The sequence below is a fragment of the Mucilaginibacter gracilis genome, assembly GCF_003633615.1.
GTDB classification, from domain to species: domain Bacteria; phylum Bacteroidota; class Bacteroidia; order Sphingobacteriales; family Sphingobacteriaceae; genus Mucilaginibacter; species Mucilaginibacter gracilis.
The window spans coordinates 3,808,353-3,825,101 of record NZ_RBKU01000001.1 but is presented as its reverse complement, the minus strand read 5'-3'; the positions used below and the strand labels follow the sequence as shown (position 1 = coordinate 3,825,101).

17 protein-coding genes and 1 riboswitch are annotated in these 16,749 nt (G+C 40.9%); of the genes, 9 read left to right on the top strand and 8 right to left on the bottom strand.

Annotated elements, in window-relative coordinates:
- Positions 1 to 118 precede the first annotated feature (118 nt).
- From BDD43_RS16910 to rpsO, 3 genes are all read right to left on the bottom strand, one after another.
- Positions 119 to 397: a hypothetical protein gene (locus BDD43_RS16910; RefSeq protein ID WP_121198785.1), complete on the bottom strand. Its 279-nt coding sequence runs from the start codon at positions 395 to 397 to the stop codon at positions 119 to 121.
- A 213-nt stretch (positions 398 to 610) separates the two neighbouring features.
- A complete protein-coding gene (gene pnp / locus BDD43_RS16905; protein WP_121202010.1) occupies positions 611 to 2,743 on the bottom strand; it encodes a polyribonucleotide nucleotidyltransferase in 2,133 nt (710 codons plus the stop codon).
- 130 nt (positions 2,744 to 2,873) lie between these two features.
- Positions 2,874 to 3,152 carry a 30S ribosomal protein S15 gene (rpsO, locus tag BDD43_RS16900; RefSeq protein ID WP_121198784.1) on the bottom strand — a complete coding sequence of 93 codons (279 nt, stop codon included), beginning with the start codon at positions 3,150 to 3,152 and terminating at the stop codon, positions 2,874 to 2,876.
- Positions 3,153 to 3,617: 465 nt separating this feature from the next.
- Between rpsO and BDD43_RS16895 the strand changes: the two genes are divergently transcribed.
- Complete coding sequence (locus BDD43_RS16895; protein ID WP_121198783.1) at positions 3,618 to 3,986, top strand: response regulator transcription factor; 369 nt, start codon at positions 3,618 to 3,620, stop codon at positions 3,984 to 3,986.
- On the opposite strand, the gene BDD43_RS16890 is transcribed toward BDD43_RS16895, so the two are convergent.
- The 5 genes from BDD43_RS16890 to mqnE form a co-directional block, all read right to left on the bottom strand.
- The gene (locus tag BDD43_RS16890) at positions 3,973 to 4,719 is read right to left on the bottom strand and encodes a menaquinone biosynthetic enzyme MqnA/MqnD family protein (protein ID WP_121198782.1); all 747 of its coding nucleotides are present in this window, start codon (positions 4,717 to 4,719) and stop codon (positions 3,973 to 3,975) included. The genes BDD43_RS16895 and BDD43_RS16890 overlap by 14 nt on opposite strands.
- Positions 4,716 to 5,348, bottom strand: coding sequence for a histidine phosphatase family protein (locus tag BDD43_RS16885; RefSeq protein ID WP_211339686.1), 633 nt, complete (start codon positions 5,346 to 5,348; stop codon positions 4,716 to 4,718). The genes BDD43_RS16890 and BDD43_RS16885 overlap by 4 nt, the downstream gene beginning before the upstream one ends.
- Positions 5,349 to 5,481: 133 nt before the next feature.
- A complete protein-coding gene (locus tag BDD43_RS16880) occupies positions 5,482 to 5,712 on the bottom strand; it encodes a Txe/YoeB family addiction module toxin (RefSeq protein ID WP_211339685.1) in 231 nt (76 codons plus the stop codon).
- A 26-nt stretch (positions 5,713 to 5,738) separates the two neighbouring features.
- On the bottom strand, positions 5,739 to 5,942 hold the full coding sequence (locus tag BDD43_RS16875) for a DUF2683 family protein (protein ID WP_121198780.1): 204 nt from the start codon (positions 5,940 to 5,942) through the stop codon (positions 5,739 to 5,741).
- Positions 5,943 to 6,025: 83 nt separating this feature from the next.
- Positions 6,026 to 7,219 (bottom strand): aminofutalosine synthase MqnE, encoded by a 1,194-nt coding sequence (gene mqnE, locus BDD43_RS16870; RefSeq protein WP_121198779.1) that lies wholly within the window; start codon positions 7,217 to 7,219, stop codon positions 6,026 to 6,028.
- A gap of 118 nt (positions 7,220 to 7,337) precedes the next feature.
- Between mqnE and BDD43_RS16865 the strand changes: the two genes are divergently transcribed.
- From BDD43_RS16865 to BDD43_RS16830, 8 genes are all read left to right on the top strand, one after another.
- A complete protein-coding gene (locus BDD43_RS16865) occupies positions 7,338 to 8,045 on the top strand; it encodes an ankyrin repeat domain-containing protein (RefSeq protein WP_121198778.1) in 708 nt (235 codons plus the stop codon).
- 42 nt (positions 8,046 to 8,087) lie between these two features.
- Positions 8,088 to 9,206 (top strand): trans-sulfuration enzyme family protein, encoded by a 1,119-nt coding sequence (locus tag BDD43_RS16860; RefSeq protein WP_121198777.1) that lies wholly within the window; start codon positions 8,088 to 8,090, stop codon positions 9,204 to 9,206.
- A 99-nt stretch (positions 9,207 to 9,305) separates the two neighbouring features.
- A riboswitch (SAM riboswitch) is annotated at positions 9,306 to 9,417 on the top strand.
- A gap of 271 nt (positions 9,418 to 9,688) precedes the next feature.
- Positions 9,689 to 11,002, top strand: a complete 1,314-nt coding sequence (locus BDD43_RS16855) for an O-acetylhomoserine aminocarboxypropyltransferase/cysteine synthase family protein (protein WP_121198776.1) — start codon at positions 9,689 to 9,691, stop codon at positions 11,000 to 11,002.
- 96 nt (positions 11,003 to 11,098) lie between these two features.
- Complete coding sequence (locus BDD43_RS16850; RefSeq protein ID WP_121198775.1) at positions 11,099 to 12,151, top strand: homoserine O-acetyltransferase family protein; 1,053 nt, start codon at positions 11,099 to 11,101, stop codon at positions 12,149 to 12,151.
- A 315-nt stretch (positions 12,152 to 12,466) separates the two neighbouring features.
- Complete coding sequence (locus BDD43_RS16845; protein WP_121202008.1) at positions 12,467 to 13,702, top strand: homoserine dehydrogenase; 1,236 nt, start codon at positions 12,467 to 12,469, stop codon at positions 13,700 to 13,702.
- A gap of 141 nt (positions 13,703 to 13,843) precedes the next feature.
- On the top strand, positions 13,844 to 15,031 hold the full coding sequence (locus BDD43_RS16840; RefSeq protein WP_246001614.1) for a glycosyltransferase family 87 protein: 1,188 nt from the start codon (positions 13,844 to 13,846) through the stop codon (positions 15,029 to 15,031).
- A complete protein-coding gene (locus tag BDD43_RS16835) occupies positions 15,028 to 15,966 on the top strand; it encodes a glycosyltransferase family 2 protein (protein ID WP_121198774.1) in 939 nt (312 codons plus the stop codon). Before BDD43_RS16840 ends, BDD43_RS16835 begins: the two co-directional genes overlap by 4 nt.
- On the top strand, positions 15,967 to 16,749 hold the full coding sequence (locus BDD43_RS16830) for a polysaccharide deacetylase family protein (protein ID WP_121198773.1): 783 nt from the start codon (positions 15,967 to 15,969) through the stop codon (positions 16,747 to 16,749).

Sequence of the window (16,749 nt, the reverse complement as noted above, 5' to 3'; positions counted from 1 at the left end):
TAACCGCATTGCGCAAGCTTTTTGTGCCATACCAAGCAACAAAAATTGATGCTTTGAAGAAGTTATATAAAAACTAAGCAGTTTTTTGAATTGGATAAAATGCCGTAAAAAGCATTGATCAATCACAATTTAAAAGCAAATCGTAATACTTTTTCATTAAAACAGTATCGTAATCTACTAACGATTTATAAGCCTCGGCAACCAGTTCGGTGAGGATAGACGAACCCAACTGCCCGGCACCATTTGGTATGGCATCGTAATATTTGATGAGATCCTTAACCCGGATAATTTCATACAACAGATCTTGTATTAAATCTGTCTGATCGTTAGTCCTCCGGGGCGGATCGGCCGAGGAATTGTTTAAAAAACCTAATGGATCAGTTGGTGTTGGTATCATTTGTATCAAACAGAGAGATCGGTTATTAGGTTTATATTAGTTATAGCTTTACTTAGGTGAAATAAAATACACGTAAAAATGTTTGCAAGTTTTTAAAAAAAAATGCAATTTCCTATATATTGCAACAAATTCTTACCTATTCGTCATCATATTAAGGCATATAAAAGCAAAAACCTCCGTTACGGGAGGTTTTTGCTTTTAATTTAATAAGTATTAGTTTTTAGCAGGTGCTTCCGGGCGCGGCAATAAAGCTTTGCGCGATAGTTTTAATTTACCTTGCTTATCAACATCTAAAAGTTTCACTCTCACTTCGTCGCCAATTTCAAAAATACCGTCCATTGTTTCAATGCGTTTGTGGTCAATTTCTGATATATGCAACAAACCATCTTTACCTGGCATAATTTCAACAAATGCACCAAAAGGCATAATTGAACGAACCTTGCCTTCGTAAATTTCGCCAACCTCTGGTTTGGCAACTATTTGGCGGATGCGGGTAACAGCTTTGTCGATAGATTCTTTGTTATCACCAAATATCTGGATGATACCCTGGTTATCTTTTTCTTCGATAGAGATGGTTGCGCCGCTTTCACGTTGCATTTCCTGAATAATCTTTCCACCGGGACCAATAATGGCTCCTATAAATTCTTTATCAATACGCATTGATACAATACGCGGAGCGTGCGATTTGTAATCTTCGCGAGGTGCGGTAAGGGTTTTAGCCATCTCGCCTAAAATATGTAAACGGCCCTCTTTAGCCTGGTTTAGCGCGTTAGTTAAAACTTCGTATGATAAACCATTGATTTTCAAATCCATTTGTACGGCAACAATACCATTTTTGGTACCTGTTACTTTAAAATCCATATCGCCCAGGTGATCTTCATCACCCAAAATATCGCTAAGGATAGCGTACTTAGTACCCATTTCGTTGGTAATTAAACCCATAGCGATACCTGATACCGGGTTGGTAATTTTAATACCGGCATCCATCAAAGCTAATGTACCGGCGCAAACCGTAGCCATTGATGATGATCCGTTTGATTCTAATATATCAGAAACGATACGGATAGTGTAAGGGTTTTCGTTTTCGGCAGGTAATACACGTTTTAACGAACGCATAGCCAAGTTACCATGACCAATTTCGCGACGGCCTGCTCCCCTGTTAGGGCGAACTTCGCCGGTTGAGAAACCAGGGAAATTGTAATGCAACAAGAATTTTTGGTAACCGTTAATAAACGCACCATCAATCATTTGCTCATCATCCTTAGCACCTAAGGTAACGGTAGTTAACGATTGAGTTTCGCCACGGGTAAATACAGCCGAACCGTGAGCAGATGGCAAATATCCAACTTCACTCCATATAGGGCGTATTTGTGTAGTTGTACGGCCGTCTAAACGTTTGCCTTCGTCTAAAACTAGGTTACGGATAGCATCGTACTCAACATCGTGATAGTATTTTTTTGCTAACGATTTAGTGATGTCATCTATCTCACCTAAAGTTGCAATGTAGGTATCTCTAACTTCTTTAAACTTAGCACCACGCTCGTCTTTACCTGATGCAGCACTGGCTACGGCGTAAACCTGATCGTATGTTGCAGCGTAAATAGCTTTTTTAAGCTCTTCATTGCTATGCTCGTGACTGTAAGCGCGTTTTTCGGTTTTGTTAAGTTCGGCAGTTAATTCCTTTTGAACTAAACATTGTATTTTAATAGCAGTATGTGCAAATTTAATAGCCTCAACCAGTTCAGCTTCTTGTATCTCGGCGCTTTCGCCTTCTACCATGTTAATATCGTACTCGCTACCTGCAACTATAAACTCTAAAGTGGCAGTTTGCAATTGCGTTAAAGTTGGGTTGATAACTAATTTACCATCAACTTTAGCTACGCGTACTTCGGATATAGGGCCGTTAAACGGAATATCTGAGCAAGATAAGGCTGCTGATGCAGCTAAACCAGCTAAACAATCGGGCATAATATCTTTATCGGCAGATATTAACGAAATCATCACCTGGGTATCGGCATGATAATCACTCGGGAACATCGGGCGCAATGCACGGTCAACCAAACGCGAAATCAAAACCTCATAGTCGGACAAGCGAGCCTCGCGGCGTAAAAATCCACCAGGGATACGGCCAGTAGCAGCGTATTTTTCCTGATAATCAACCGAAAGTGGTAAAAAATCAACACCTTCTTTTGCATCCCTTGATGATACTACTGTAGCTAATAACATGGTATCACCCATTTTTATCACTACAGAGCCATCGGCTTGTTTGGCCAGTTTTCCTGTTTCGATCTCGATAGTGCGGCCATCACCTAAATCGATCACTTTTTTAATTACGTTTAAACTCATCTTCTTTTTTGTTAAACTGCATTTTTCATCTTTAGAATGCAGCAATTGTATATGGTGTATTTTGTTTAGGAACAAAAGTAAAAAAGCCATCTGCATATGCGATGGCTTTTTTATTGATTTTTGAAAATATTTACTTAATAATATCGCGCAGCTCTAAAGCCTTGATAATGGCACGGTACCTGTTAATATCTTTTTTGTATAGGTAAGCTAACAAACCACGGCGTTTACCTACTAATTTTTGAAGAGACAACTGTGTAGAAAAATCTTTTTTGTTTTTCTTTAAGTGGCCGGTTAGGTGAGCAATACGAGCTGTAAATAAAGCTACTTGCCCTTCGGTTGAACCTGTGTTTGTAGCTACGCTACCATGTTTTGCGAAAATCTCTGATTTCCATTCGTTACTTAAATACATTACGTAAATAATATTAAAGCGTTAATACTTTTGTTAATTGAGGTGCAAAGGTAGTATTTGTTTTTTATTTATACAAGTAAATGCAACAGCATTTGTTAACCATCTAAAGCTTTAAAAACCTTGGTAGCTTTTAGGTAATTACTTGCTGCCTTTTTCATTACGTAGTTAACCAATAAAGGGGGTATAAGGGGGTAAAAAATGAGCCGAATTTACAAATGCCTTATCGGGGATGTCTTACGGCTGTGTATAGTAATACATACATCGTTTATCGCCATTTTATTAACATAAAATAAAATGTGGCATAAAAATTGATAATTATTTATCTATAAAGTGATTTTTATTATTCACACACCCGTTGGTGTAGGTTTTTGTATACAAACACTCAAACCATGATAACACTACCCGAATAAGTAATTTTAAACTTTTACAATATTATATGTTGCTTCCCTATTGCTATTTAAGCTAATGTTAAAAAAAGTACTTGCAGTTGACGATGATCCTTATATTTTAGATGCACTTGTTGAGCTTTTAAAGTATTCGGGATACGATGTTAATACAACACCGAAAGGAGATGAGGTGTTTAAAAAAATAGACGAATTTTCTCCGGATATCATTTTACTGGACATTATGCTATCGGGACTTGATGGCCGCGAAATATGCCGGCAAATAAAATCTGATAAAAAAACAAGCCAGATACCTGTAATTATGATTTCGGCAACGCCAAATTTAACCCAGTCCGTTTTAGAATCGGGGGCTAATGATTTTGTGGCTAAACCTTTCGATATTTTTTTATTGTTAGATAAAATAGAAAAACAAATACTTAAAGCATCCTGATGTAATCCAAAAACAGCTGCATGGCTTCTTTCTTCTCGGCCGTAGCGTTAAAATCTATCTTGTTCATCAGGTAATCCTGCACGTCAAAATTATCAATTGCCGACAACTCTTTAAAAAGCTGCTGGCGGCTATCCAAGCCCAGTTTTAGGGCCTGGTTAAACTCGGCAATAAAATCTTCGGGAATAGGTTTATTAGCTATCCAACCGGCAAACATAAATGGTAAGCCAGTAAATTCTGCCCATTCCTCGGCCAAATCGTACACAAAAGCATAATCGTTTTTCTTACCAAAGGTTCTGTCACCAATTTGTACAAAGGCAGTATTGGCATCACTTGCTTTGCCGTAATCATCGGCATTGGTAATCAATTGAGGAGTAAGCTCCCAATAATTTTTGAGCAACACCTTAGCCAGGTTATTTGATGAGCGCGATTGAGGGTCTAACTGCAAGGTTTTTACATCCGCAATTTTACAATTGCTAAAAATAAAAACCGAATTAACGGCACCCACGGCCCCAATACAATAATCGGATACTAATTCCCAATGAGGGATATTCAATACAGCAGCAACCGGTATCAGGCCAATATCAACCACATCGTCAATCAGCTTTTGGGCGCAGTCTGCCGGGGCATCAAGGCTCAGTTCAATTTTATTGAGGATATTTGGAGAGTGCTGTATACCGTATAAAAAGGGTTTGGTATTGGTATAACTAACGGCAGATATTCTAATTTTTTTCACAGATCGGGTGCCAGGTTTTTTAGATGGTCGGAGTTGTTAAACTCCGCTATTTCAAAGGTGCTACCATCAAAGGTAACTTTATACAATATAACATTCTGGTGCGGAAACTCATCCATATGCGTTAGGCTTTTGCCGGTTAGCAGGCATAAAAACAAACGCAGCGCGCGGCCGTGCATACATATTAACACTTTTTTTTCTTCGGGATGGCTCATTATAACTTCAAGAGCCTGCTTTTGTTTAGCCTGTAACTCGTTAGGGCTTTCACCACCTTCCAGTTTTTCGTCCAAACGTCCTTCCAGCCAATCGCGCATTATTTTTAAAAAGGCAGCCTTGTTTTCGGGGGTACTTGTTTTGCCTTCGTAAATGCCCCAGGCTAATTCGTTTAAACCGGGCAGTTTTTCAAAAGGGAAACCGGCATCAATAAATTTTTCAACCGTTTGATAAGTACGTTTAAGGCCCGATATATAAATTTTATCAAAACCAACGCCCTTGTAAGCCTCATAAAAGGCTGCTCCCTGTTCGCGCCCTCTGTCGTTTAAATCGGCATCAATACCGCTGCCTTGTATTATGCCCTGTTTGTTAAGGTCGGTTTGCCCGTGGCGAATAATGTATAGTGTTTTTTGTATCATTCAATAGGGTTCATTAGTTTATTGGTATTCATCGATCGCAAGCCTATTGTTTTAGTCAACAGTCCCGCTTAAGTCGGGGTCTAAGCATAACAATGCTTAGTTATTAATAACTGATAACTTAAGTATTTGCACTTTATTTAGTATGATAGTGCCCCATCGCCGATATAACGAATACGGTCACTACATCTTCTTCAACTTTGTATATCAACCGGTCTTTTTGATTTATTCTTCGCGACCAAAAACCCGAAAGTTCATATTTTAATGCTTCGGGTTTGCCAATGCCTGTATAGGGAGATTCTGTGAGCTCAATCAGTATCTTTTCTATCTTTTTAATAGTCGCCCTATCGCCAGCTTTAAAATGCATCTTGATGTGCAATTCAGCTAATTCTTCTATTTTAAGTTTAAACTGCCCCACACATCCTCCGGGTCAATAGTTTTATAATTGCCGCGTTTTTCAGCACCCTTTACCATCGCAACAAAATCAGGATCGTAAGAGTCCTTTTGAGTCTCAACGCTTATTTTTAATGCCTTGGCAACCGCTTTCAAAGCTAACAATTGCTCCTTATTTTCGGGATGCATTATCAATGTTTCCATATACAAAAGTACAAATTTCTAACTGTTTGAAAAAGGTTGCATCATTTAGGCAAAACCCAATCAACTTTAATCAACCAACTGAACTAATTAATTACAGGCAATTTATAAAATTGCGGTTTCGGCGCGTCGGCAAACTCAAAATTATTGTAGTCGGTAATTACGTTATACAGGGTATCGCGCTCTATGGGGTACCTGCCCACATGTTTTATCAGTTCAACCAATTCTTTAGTACTCATACCCGGATTTTTTTCCTCCGCTCCCGCCATCGAATATATTTTGGTGGTATCATCAAGTGTACCGTCAATATCATCAACACCAAAGTTGAGCGATAATTGGGCAGTTGTACGGCTTATCATGGCCCAATAGGCCTTAATATGGTCAAAATTATCAAGGTATATCCTGGCTATGGCGTAGTTACGCAAATCTTCAACAACGGTTGATTCGGGCACATTGCTCATTTGGTTATCCTGATTACGGAACTTGAGCGGGATAAAGGTTTGGAAACCTCCGGTTTTATCCTGCAAGTTACGTAGCCTGTCCATATGGTCAACCCGGTGCCAAAATTTTTCTATATGGCCGTAAAGCATGGTCGCGTTCGATCGCATACCCAGTTTATGCCATTCCTCGTGTATCTGCAACCACTGCTCTGCGTTACATTTATCTTTGGCTATTTGCTCGCGCACTTCGGGATGGAATATCTCGGCACCGCCGCCCGGCATCGATTCCAAACCAGCATCCTTCATTAAAGCCATGCCCGATGCATAATCCATTTTAGCTTTCTTAAATATGTAATGGTATTCAACCGGGGTTAAAGCCTTTACATGCAGTTCGGGCCGGTGTTCCTTTATTCTGCGGAACAGTTCGGCATAAAATGCTACATCATACTGAGGCAATACACCACCAACAATATGCACTTCGGTAACGGGCTCATTATCGTATTTTTTTACGATGTTAAGCATATCCTCCATAGTGTACTCCCACCCTTGCGACCGCTCTTTGATTAATACCGAGTACGAGCAAAACTTGCAATCGTACACGCAAAGGTTAGTTGGCTCAATATGGAAATTACGGTTAAAATACGTTTTATCGCCATGCCGCTTTTCGCGGATGTAGTTTGCTAAAGTACCCAGGTAAGCCAGTTCGCCTTTTTCGTAAAGTGTAACGCCTTCGTCAAAAGTAATGCGCTCGCCATCGTAAACCTTTTGGGCTATTAATTTAAGTTCGGGAAGCAAAAGCGGATTATTCAATAAAACGGATAAAGATAGTTGGGAGTCCATTGTTAAAGCTTTGGCTACAAAAGTACAATAATGAGGGTAATTTCATTATCATTTTGATGTAACAAACTTTGATTATAATTACCTTTGAAATATTAAGCAACCTTTATTCTGCCACTTGATGAAAACCATCGCTGCATTATTATTTTTCTTATGTCCCTTAACAGGATTTTCGCAAGCTATATTTGACGCTATCGCCAATAAAGATTACGACCAATTGCTGTTACTATCAAAAACGCCGGGGAATTTGAGTGTGACAAACAAAAATAAAATGACGCCTTTATTAGCTGCTGCAAATTCTGCCGACTTTAAGTCGATAAAAATATTGGTTGAAAGCGGTGCTGATGTAAATGCAGTTGCAAAAGCCAAATGGAATAGTTTAATGATAATTTGCCAGGTTGGAAATATTGAAATGGCCAATTATTTAATTGAAAAAAATGCTGACGTTAATGCCCAGGACGATCATTATTGGAACCCCCTGATTATTGCATCAAGAAACGGGAAAACCGACATTGTTGCTGCATTAATAAAAAAAGGCGTAGATGTAAATACTAAAGCGCTCGATAAAAGTACGGCATTAATTATAGCGTCGTTTAAAGGGCACACAAAAATTGTAAAAATATTACTCGAGAATGGTGCCAAAACGGATGCTGTGAATCGGGATAAGGAAACAGCTTTATTTTTAGCGGCAAAATATGGCAATGAAGAAATTGTAAAACTGCTATTAAAATACCATGCGGATACAACATTTATTGGCGCGGATGGCCAGACCATTTGCCAGGCCGCCAAAAGTAATGGACACGCAGAAATGTGCGATCTATTGCAGTAGCGATTGCAATGTAAGCACTGTTTTACCAAACACCCCATCACCATGAAAATAGAAACCATAGCCATACACGCAGGCAACCATACCGATAAAGCAACGGGTGCTGTAATACAGCCCATCACTACATCAACAACTTTTTTACGCGAAAATGGAGGTTACCCCGGCGGTTATATTTACAGCAGGGCCGGCAACCCTAACCGCACATCGTTAGAGAACGTGCTGGCTAAGTTGGAAGGCGGGTTAGATGCTGCCGCTTTTTCATCGGGCAATGCAGCGGGTATGGCCGCATTCCAATCGCTTAAACCAGGCAGCCACATTATTGCGCCCGATGATATGTACCACGGCTTGCGCAACCTGCTGAAAAATGTTTTTGTGGGAATACTGGAGTTTGATTTTATTGATATTAACGATACCGATACACTGCAAAACCATATTAAACCCAACACCGTTTTAATATGGTTAGAAACCCCATCGAACCCTTTATTAAAGGTTACCGACATTAAAAAAGTAGTTAGCATAGCTAAAAAGAACCAGCTTTTGGTAGTTGTTGATAACACTTTTGCTACGCCCATTTGCCAGCAGCCCTTAACTTTAGGTGCCGATTTGGTGATGCATTCGGCAACCAAATATTTTGGCGGCCATAGCGATTTAATGGGCGGAGCCCTCATAACTGCCCATACTAACGATTGGTGGCAAAAAATAAAGCAAGTGCAAGAAATGGGCGGCGCCATCCCCTCGCCTGCCGATTGCTATATGCTGGTGCGCAGCATTAAAACCCTGCCATACCGCATGAAAGGCCACGTACAAAATGCACAAATACTGGCCGAGTTTTTAGAGAAACACCCTAAGGTTGAGCGCGTAATGTATCCGGGCCTGCCATCGCACCCGCAACACCAAATTGCCAAACAGCAAATGTTAAGCTTTGGCGGTATGCTTTCTTTTTGTGTAAAAGGTGGTGTTAACCAGGCTGCCACCGTAGTTAACGCCGTAAAGCTTTTTACACAGGCCACCAGCTTAGGCGGCGTTGAGAGCCTGATAGAGCACCGGGCAACCATTGAAGGGCCCGACACTAAAACCCCTTTTAACCTGCTCAGGGTATCGGTAGGGTTAGAAAATATAGAGGATTTAATAGAAGATATATCACTGGCTATCAATACGATATAAAAATACTCGAAATATAGTTTTGAAAAATGATTTTTCATACACTATATTTGAAACATTATTTGGTAGCGATACCAAAAATCAATACCTCTAAAAAGGTTTGATTTATAAAGAAGTGGCGAGAGATCAGGCTCATTAACCCACTGGCAACCCTCCAAAGCGGAGAAGGTGCCAAATCCTGGCCCGGTGAATGGATCATCGGGGAATATAAATGTACAACCATGAAAATACTGTTGTTGCTTTTAGACACTTTTAATTACCGCACCAAGCCTTTTAACGCTTATGCTTTGGCCCCTGTTTTAAACCGCCAAATGTATATGTGTTGCTGCCGTTATTGCTAAACGACAGAAAGCGCGTATCTTTTTCACTCACCCGAAAATTTCGTGTACAATTTCAAAAATGGATGCAGGGCATCCCTTTGAAATTTGCTTAACCGGACATTATTAAATTAAAATTGGTAAAAAAAACATTAAAACAACATCCCCATGTCAACTCCAAAATTTGAAACTCTGCAACTCCACGCCGGCCAGGAAGCCGACCCAACAACAGGTTCGCGGGCGGTACCATTATATCAAACCACATCATACGTATTTAAAAACGCCGAGCACGGTGCCAATTTATTTGCCCTAAAAGAGTTTGGCAACATATACACCCGCTTAATGAACCCCACTACGGATGTATTTGAAAAACGTATTGCAGCCCTCGAAGGTGGTGTTGCAGCCTTAGCCACAGCATCTGGCCAGGCGGCGCAATTTTTAGCACTCAATAACATATTGCAGGTTGGCGATAACTTTGTGAGTTCGCCATTTGTTTACGGCGGCACTTATAACCAGTTTAAGGTAGCCTTTAAACGTATTGGCATTGAGGCCCGCTTTGCCAAAGACGATACCGCCGAAAGCTTTGAAAAACTGATTGACGAAAACACCAAAGCAATTTACCTGGAAACTATAGGTAACCCCGGCTTTAATATTCCCGATTTTGATAAGATAGCCGCACTGGCTAATAAATACGATTTGCCTTTTATTGTTGATAACACTTTTGGCGCAGGTGGTTACCTTTTCCGCCCGTTAGAGCATGGTGCGCATGTTGTGGTAGAGAGCGCCACTAAATGGATAGGCGGCCACGGCACCAGCATTGGTGGTGTTATTGTTGATGGCGGTAATTACAATTGGGGTAACGGCAAGTTTCCGCAATTTACCGAGCCGTCCGAAGGGTATCATGGGTTAGTATTTGCCGATGTTTTTGGTATTGGCGGGCCGTTCGGTAACATTCAATATATTATCCGTGCGCGGGTTGAGGGCTTACGCGATTTTGGTGCTTCGCAATCGCCATTCAATTCGTTTTTGCTGATACAGGGTTTAGAAACCTTATCGCTCCGTGTGCAACGCCATGTTGATAATACTTTAGAACTTGCTAAATGGCTGGAAAATCATCCGCAGGTAGCTAAGGTAAACTACCCGGGCTTGCCATCGTCACCTTATCATGCTTTAGCTAAAAAATATCTTAAAAATGGTTTTGGGGCAGTACTGTCATTCGAGCTTAACGGCGAAAAAGAAAACGCAGGCGAGCTGATTAACAACCTTAAACTGGTTAGCCATTTAGCCAACGTTGGCGATGCTAAAACTTTAATTATTCAGCCGGCAGCTACTACCCACCAACAATTAACTGATGAGGAACAAGCGGCAGCCGGTGTTACACCTACCCTGCTGCGCGTTGCCGTTGGCATTGAACATATTGACGATATAAAGGCAGATTTTGAACAAGCCTTTGCAAAAGTAGCACAACTGGAGCTGGTATAAAAAAAGCTAATCTCTAACTTTCCCCGCAAGGGAGAGAACTAAAATAAAAACTAAAAACAAAAAGCCCTCTCCTTTGGAGAGGGTTGGATGAGGCTAATGAGCGCAGAAACATTTAAGTACTCAAAAACTATAACGCTGGAATCCGGGCAAAAGCTGCACGGCTTACAAATTGGGTACCATACTTTTGGTAAACTTAACAAAAACCGTAATAACGTAATATGGGTTTGCCATGCGCTAACCGCAAATTCCGATGTGATGGATTGGTGGGCCGGCTTGTTTGGCGAAAACGATCTTTTTAATCCCGAAGAACATTATATAGTATGCGCCAACGTTTTAACCTCGCCCTACGGCACAACTAACCCGGTAAGTATTAACCCGCTAACGCAGCAGGGTTATTTTTTGTCGTTTCCGCAGGTTACCATCAGGGATATGGTGCAGGTGCATCAAATACTGGCCGGGCATTTAGGGGTTGATCAAATTAAGGTATTAATTGGCGGCTCGTTAGGTGGCCAGCAAGCTATGGAATGGGCCATTAGCCAGCCTCAAAAAATAGATAATTTGATATTGATTGCTACAAACGCCAAGCACTCGCCATGGGGTATTGCCTTTAACGAATCGCAAAGGTTAGCCATCAGTACCGATCGTACATTTTACGCCAACAAACCCGATGGCGGCAATAAAGGTTTAAAAGCCGCGCGCAGCATGGCCCTGCTATCATACCGTGGCTACGAAGCCTACCATGCTACACAGTTAGATAAAGACAATGAAAAACTGGACGATTATAAAGCAGCATCATACCAAAATTACCAGGGCGAAAAGCTGGTAAAACGTTTTAACGCCTACAGTTACTGGTATTTAAGCAAAGCGATGGATTCGCACAATGTGGGCCGTAGCCGCGATGGAATAGAACAGGCTTTAGGTACAATTAAGGCTAAAACGCTGGTAATTGGCATCACGTCCGACTTTTTATTTCCGGTTAGCGAGCAGCAATATTTGGCCAGGCATATCCCGAACGCCGTTTACTCGGAGTTTAACTCGATGTATGCACACGATAGCTTTTTAATTGAAACAGAGATATTAACCAAAACCATTGCCGATTTTTTAGATGAAAGTTTGGATGGCAAAGTGGTAAAGATGCAAACGGCGTAGAGCTTAATTGTTATTGCGAGTGATAGAATGCTGCGGCCTATGAAAGTGAACTGACGAATAAGAGCGTTGGCTTGTGCGATTCCCCTCTTGAGAGGGGCGGAGGGGTGTGTTATTTTCGAGATGCCTGGCGTACAACACACCCCTGCCACCACACGTTTCAACGCGCCCCCTCTCGAGAGGGGAATTAAAAACGTCATGGGTAGGAACGAAGCAATCGCAAACTATGCGAGGCCGTTTTGCTTCCGTGCGGTTGCTTCGTTCCTCGCAATGACATTTTTTTTAAGATTTAGAAAAAGAATTGAATACAAACATATAATGAGTAAAAAGTTAAAACTTGGCATTTTTGGCTTCGGTGTTGTGGGCCAGGGACTGCATGATATTATCCGCACCAAAGCGCTAAACTTCGAGATTGTTAAATTTGCAATAAAAGACGCCAGCAAAAAACGTACTTTACCTGCCGAATTATTTACAACCGACAAAAACGAGATACTTAACAATGCGGAAATAAATACCATTGTTGAATTAATAAACGACCCTGTTGCCGCTTTTGATATTGTTAAAAGAGCATTAACATCGGGCAAAAATGTGGTATCGGCCAGCAAAAAAATGATTGCCGATAATTTGGAAGAGTTAATATATCTGCAAAAGCAACACGGCACATCGTTACTTTACGAAGGATCTGTTTGCGGCAGCATTCCCATTATCCGTAACCTGGAAGAATATTACGATAATGAGTTGCTGCACTCTATAAGCGGTATTTTTAACGGTTCGTCAAACTACATCCTATCCAAAGTTTATAACGAGGGTTTAGATTATGATACGGCATTAAAACAAGCACAAGACCTCGGTTTTGCCGAAACCGACCCAACATCGGATGTGGGTGGTTTTGATGCTAAGTATAAACTGGTAATTGCATCGGCACATGCCTATGGCGTTGTGGTTAAGCCAGAGGATGTGCTTAACATCGGCATACAAACCCTGTCGGCCTATGATTTGCAATACGCCAAAGAAAAAAGATTAAAAATTAAACTGGTACCCGTTGCCAAAGAACTTGACGACCAGCATGTAGCCATGTTTGTTTTACCACGCTTTGTAAACAGCGATCACTTTTTATACAACGTTGATAACGAGTACAACGGGGTTGTGGTGCAGGCCGCTTTTGCCGATCAGCAATTCTTTTTTGGTAAGGGCGCGGGTGGCCACCCTACCGGCTCGGCTGTATTGTCGGACATTGCTGCACTGCGTTACGATTACCAGTACGAGTACAAAAAGGCGCACGAAAAGAAAGACCTGAAGTTTACCAATGATATTGAATTAAACGTTTATGTGCGTTACGAAGATGAAAGTTTAATTGAAGCTTTAGCCTTTGATTACATCCACGAACGCTTTTACTCGGGCAACTTCCGTTTTGTAATAGGGACTATCAAATTAAAAAATCTGATTGCCAATCAATCACGTATATCAGCAGAGGGTGCTTTTGTTGCCTGCACCGGCGACTTAAAAGAAATAAAGCTCCATGTGCTGACAGATTTGGCAACCGAAGTTTTGTAGAGATTTCTTCGGGTTGATTTAAGAGGCTCCTTAAACGGGGCCTCTTTTTTGTTTTAGCCGCCGCGTATTTAATAACAATACCGGGTTTGTACAACACATATATTTTATATTTTTGCAAGGCTAAATTTACAATCCCCTGTTTTGATAGAAAAAATTAAAAAACTGTTTACCAATAAATATTTTGTTTTAACGCTGTGGTTTGGTTTAAGCTTTGTTGCAGCCCTTAAACAAGCGTTGTTGCATGTTATTAACAACTACAAAATATACAAGTACACGTTTTATAACCTTATTCATCAGCAGAATTTATTTTTGCAATACCCGCAGTTTTTTGAAGATAAAAACCATTACGGCCCTGTTTTCGCGCTGGTAATAGCACCTTTTTATATGCTGCCAGATGGCCTTGCGGTTATGCTTTGGAATATTTTTAACTCCTTTATGCTTTATAAAGCGGTAACGCTTTTGCCTATAAACAACAAAAAGCAGATTGCCATATTTTTAATTTGCGCCCACGAATTAATGACGGCATCTTTTAGCGTACAGGTTAACCCCTTTGCAACAAGCCTAATTATATTGAGTTATGTACTCATTAAAAACAAACACGATTTTTGGGCAGCCCTTGCAATAGCCCTGGGTACCTATATTAAGCTTTACGGTATTGTTGGCCTGGCTTTCTTCTTCTTCTCCGAAAACAAATTGAAATTCACCCTGAGCATGGTGTTTTGGACAGTGGTTTTATTTGTGTTACCCATGCCATTTTCGTCGCCACGCTTTACGGTACAATGTTACCAGGATTGGTACCACAGCCTATCCGACAAAGACATTGAAAACTCCGGCTCCACCATGCAGGATATATCTGTTAAAGGTATGGCAAGGCGTATTTTTAATATACCAACGCTATCAAACATCTGGTTTTTGGGGCCGGGGATTTTGTTATTCTTTTCCTCGTACCTGCGCATTAAATCGTTTAAAAACACGCAATTCCAGCTCTTAATACTGGCTTCAACTTTAATATTCCCAATCATTTTTAGCAGCAGTTCCGAGTCGCCAACTTATATTATCGCTTTTTTGGGCGTGGCTATCTGGTTTATTAGTTTGGATAGGCCAATTACTAATTTTGAATGGTTCCTGCTTATTTTTGCTGTTGTAATAACCAGCTTTTCACCGTCGGATTTGTTCCCAAAATACATCAGTACACACATTACAAAACGATACGCTTTAAAGGCCCTTCCCTGTTTTATGATATGGCTCAAAATTATATACGAAACATGGACGCGGCCATTTGATAACCAGGATTTACAACCCGAATTAGAACCAGCATTCACCACATGAAAAGGAAAATATCGGTAGTTGTACCATCGTTTAACGAAGAGGGAAATATTGAGCATTTAGCAGCCAGGCTGCTGGCAACGCTTAAAACCTTTACAGCCTACAGCTACGAAGTAATTTTTATTGACGACGGCAGTGCCGATAATACACTGGATAAGCTAAAGGCGCTTTCGCAGATGGATGCCAACTTTTATTACCTGGAGCTTTCGCGGAATTTTGGGCACCAAAATGCGCTAAAGGCAGGGTATGATTTTGCAACCGGCGATTGCATAGTAAGTATGGACGGCGATATGCAACACCCGCCCGAACTGATAGGCCAGTTTATTGAGAAGTGGGAAGAAGGTTACGATGTTGTGTATTCGTGCCGCGAATACCAGGACGACGCCACCATATTTAAAACCAAAACTTCGGATCTGTTTTATAAAATGATAAACTCCTTATCGGATACCAAACTGGAAAAAGGGACTGCCGATTTTAGGTTGATTGACCGTAAGGTGGCCAACGTACTGGTACAACTTAACGAGAATGGGTTGTTTATGCGCGGCCTTATTAAATGGCTGGGCTTTAAACAGTACGCTATACATTATCAGGCCGATCCGCGGTTTTCGGGTAAAAGCAAATACACCATTAAGCGCATGGTTAAGTTTGCGGTTGAAGGTATTACCGCTTTTAGCGTGAGGCCGTTGTACCTGGCTACGGGGGTTGGTGTTTTTTTCTCATTCATGTCGCTATTATACATACCATACATAGCCTGGACGTTTTTGTACGGGCACGAAGTACCGGGCTGGGCATCGGTATTGGCTTCGGTGGTGTTTTTTGGTGGGATGCAGTTAATGGTATTGGGCATTATTGGCACATACTTGGGCAAATTGTTTATGCAGGCCAAACAACGCCCCAATTATATAATCAGATCTACAAACCTACCAGATATAAAATAATTGATTTTACTAAGCTTTGATATTGAAGAGTTTGATATGCCGTTTGAATACGGCAAACAAATTGACTTTGCCCAACAAATAGCCATATCAACCGAAGGCACCAATAAAATATTGGCCATTTTGGCTCAATACAACATTAAGGCTACCTTTTATTGCACAGCAACCTACGCCTTAAACAAGCCCGATATTATTGCACGTATGGTAAGCGAGGGCCACGAAATAGCATCGCACGGATATTATCATTCGGATTTTAAGCCAGAACATTTAAAACAATCTAAAGATGCGCTGGAGAAAATTTCGGGGCAAACCGTAAAAGGCTACCGCATGGCGCGCATGATGCCTGTTGATGAGCAGGAAATATTTAAGGCTGGTTATCAATACAATTCGTCCATTAATCCCACTTATTTGCCGGGCAGGTATAACAACTTTAGCAAGCCGCGTACCTGGTTTTATCAGGATGGTGTTTTGCAATTACCATCGTCGGTTTCGCCATTGGTAAGGTTTCCGCTTTTTTGGTTATCGTTCCATAACCTGCCTATGGGCATTTTAAAATGGCTAAGTAAAATCACCCATCGTAAAGATGGCTATCTAAACCTATATTTTCACCCCTGGGAATTTACAGATTTAAAACAACCCGAAAAATTTGGCTTTCCCGGCTACGTAAGCAAAAATAGCGGTGCCGATTTTGAGTTGCGAATAAGTAACTTTATAAACTGGGCGCAAAAAAAAGGATACCAATTTAGCACCACGGGGGGTTTTGTTGCCGGGCTTAAACAGTATTAA

Coding starts and splice junctions, on each gene's coding strand:
- BDD43_RS16850 (WP_121198775.1), top strand. CDS start 11,099: ATGAGCGCAGAAACATTTAAGTACTCAAAAACTATAACGCTGGAATCC.
- BDD43_RS16835 (WP_121198774.1), top strand. CDS start 15,028: ATGAAAAGGAAAATATCGGTAGTTGTACCATCGTTTAACGAAGAGGGA.
- BDD43_RS16845 (WP_121202008.1), top strand. CDS start 12,467: ATGAGTAAAAAGTTAAAACTTGGCATTTTTGGCTTCGGTGTTGTGGGC.
- pnp (WP_121202010.1), bottom strand. CDS start 2,743: ATGAGTTTAAACGTAATTAAAAAAGTGATCGATTTAGGTGATGGCCGC.
- BDD43_RS16880 (WP_211339685.1), bottom strand. CDS start 5,712: ATGCATTTTAAAGCTGGCGATAGGGCGACTATTAAAAAGATAGAAAAG.
- BDD43_RS16860 (WP_121198777.1), top strand. CDS start 8,088: ATGAAAATAGAAACCATAGCCATACACGCAGGCAACCATACCGATAAA.
- BDD43_RS16855 (WP_121198776.1), top strand. CDS start 9,689: ATGTCAACTCCAAAATTTGAAACTCTGCAACTCCACGCCGGCCAGGAA.
- BDD43_RS16865 (WP_121198778.1), top strand. CDS start 7,338: ATGAAAACCATCGCTGCATTATTATTTTTCTTATGTCCCTTAACAGGA.
- BDD43_RS16875 (WP_121198780.1), bottom strand. CDS start 5,942: ATGGAAACATTGATAATGCATCCCGAAAATAAGGAGCAATTGTTAGCT.
- mqnE (WP_121198779.1), bottom strand. CDS start 7,219: ATGGACTCCCAACTATCTTTATCCGTTTTATTGAATAATCCGCTTTTG.
- BDD43_RS16895 (WP_121198783.1), top strand. CDS start 3,618: ATGTTAAAAAAAGTACTTGCAGTTGACGATGATCCTTATATTTTAGAT.
- rpsO (WP_121198784.1), bottom strand. CDS start 3,152: ATGTATTTAAGTAACGAATGGAAATCAGAGATTTTCGCAAAACATGGT.
- BDD43_RS16885 (WP_211339686.1), bottom strand. CDS start 5,348: ATGATACAAAAAACACTATACATTATTCGCCACGGGCAAACCGACCTT.
- BDD43_RS16910 (WP_121198785.1), bottom strand. CDS start 397: ATGATACCAACACCAACTGATCCATTAGGTTTTTTAAACAATTCCTCG.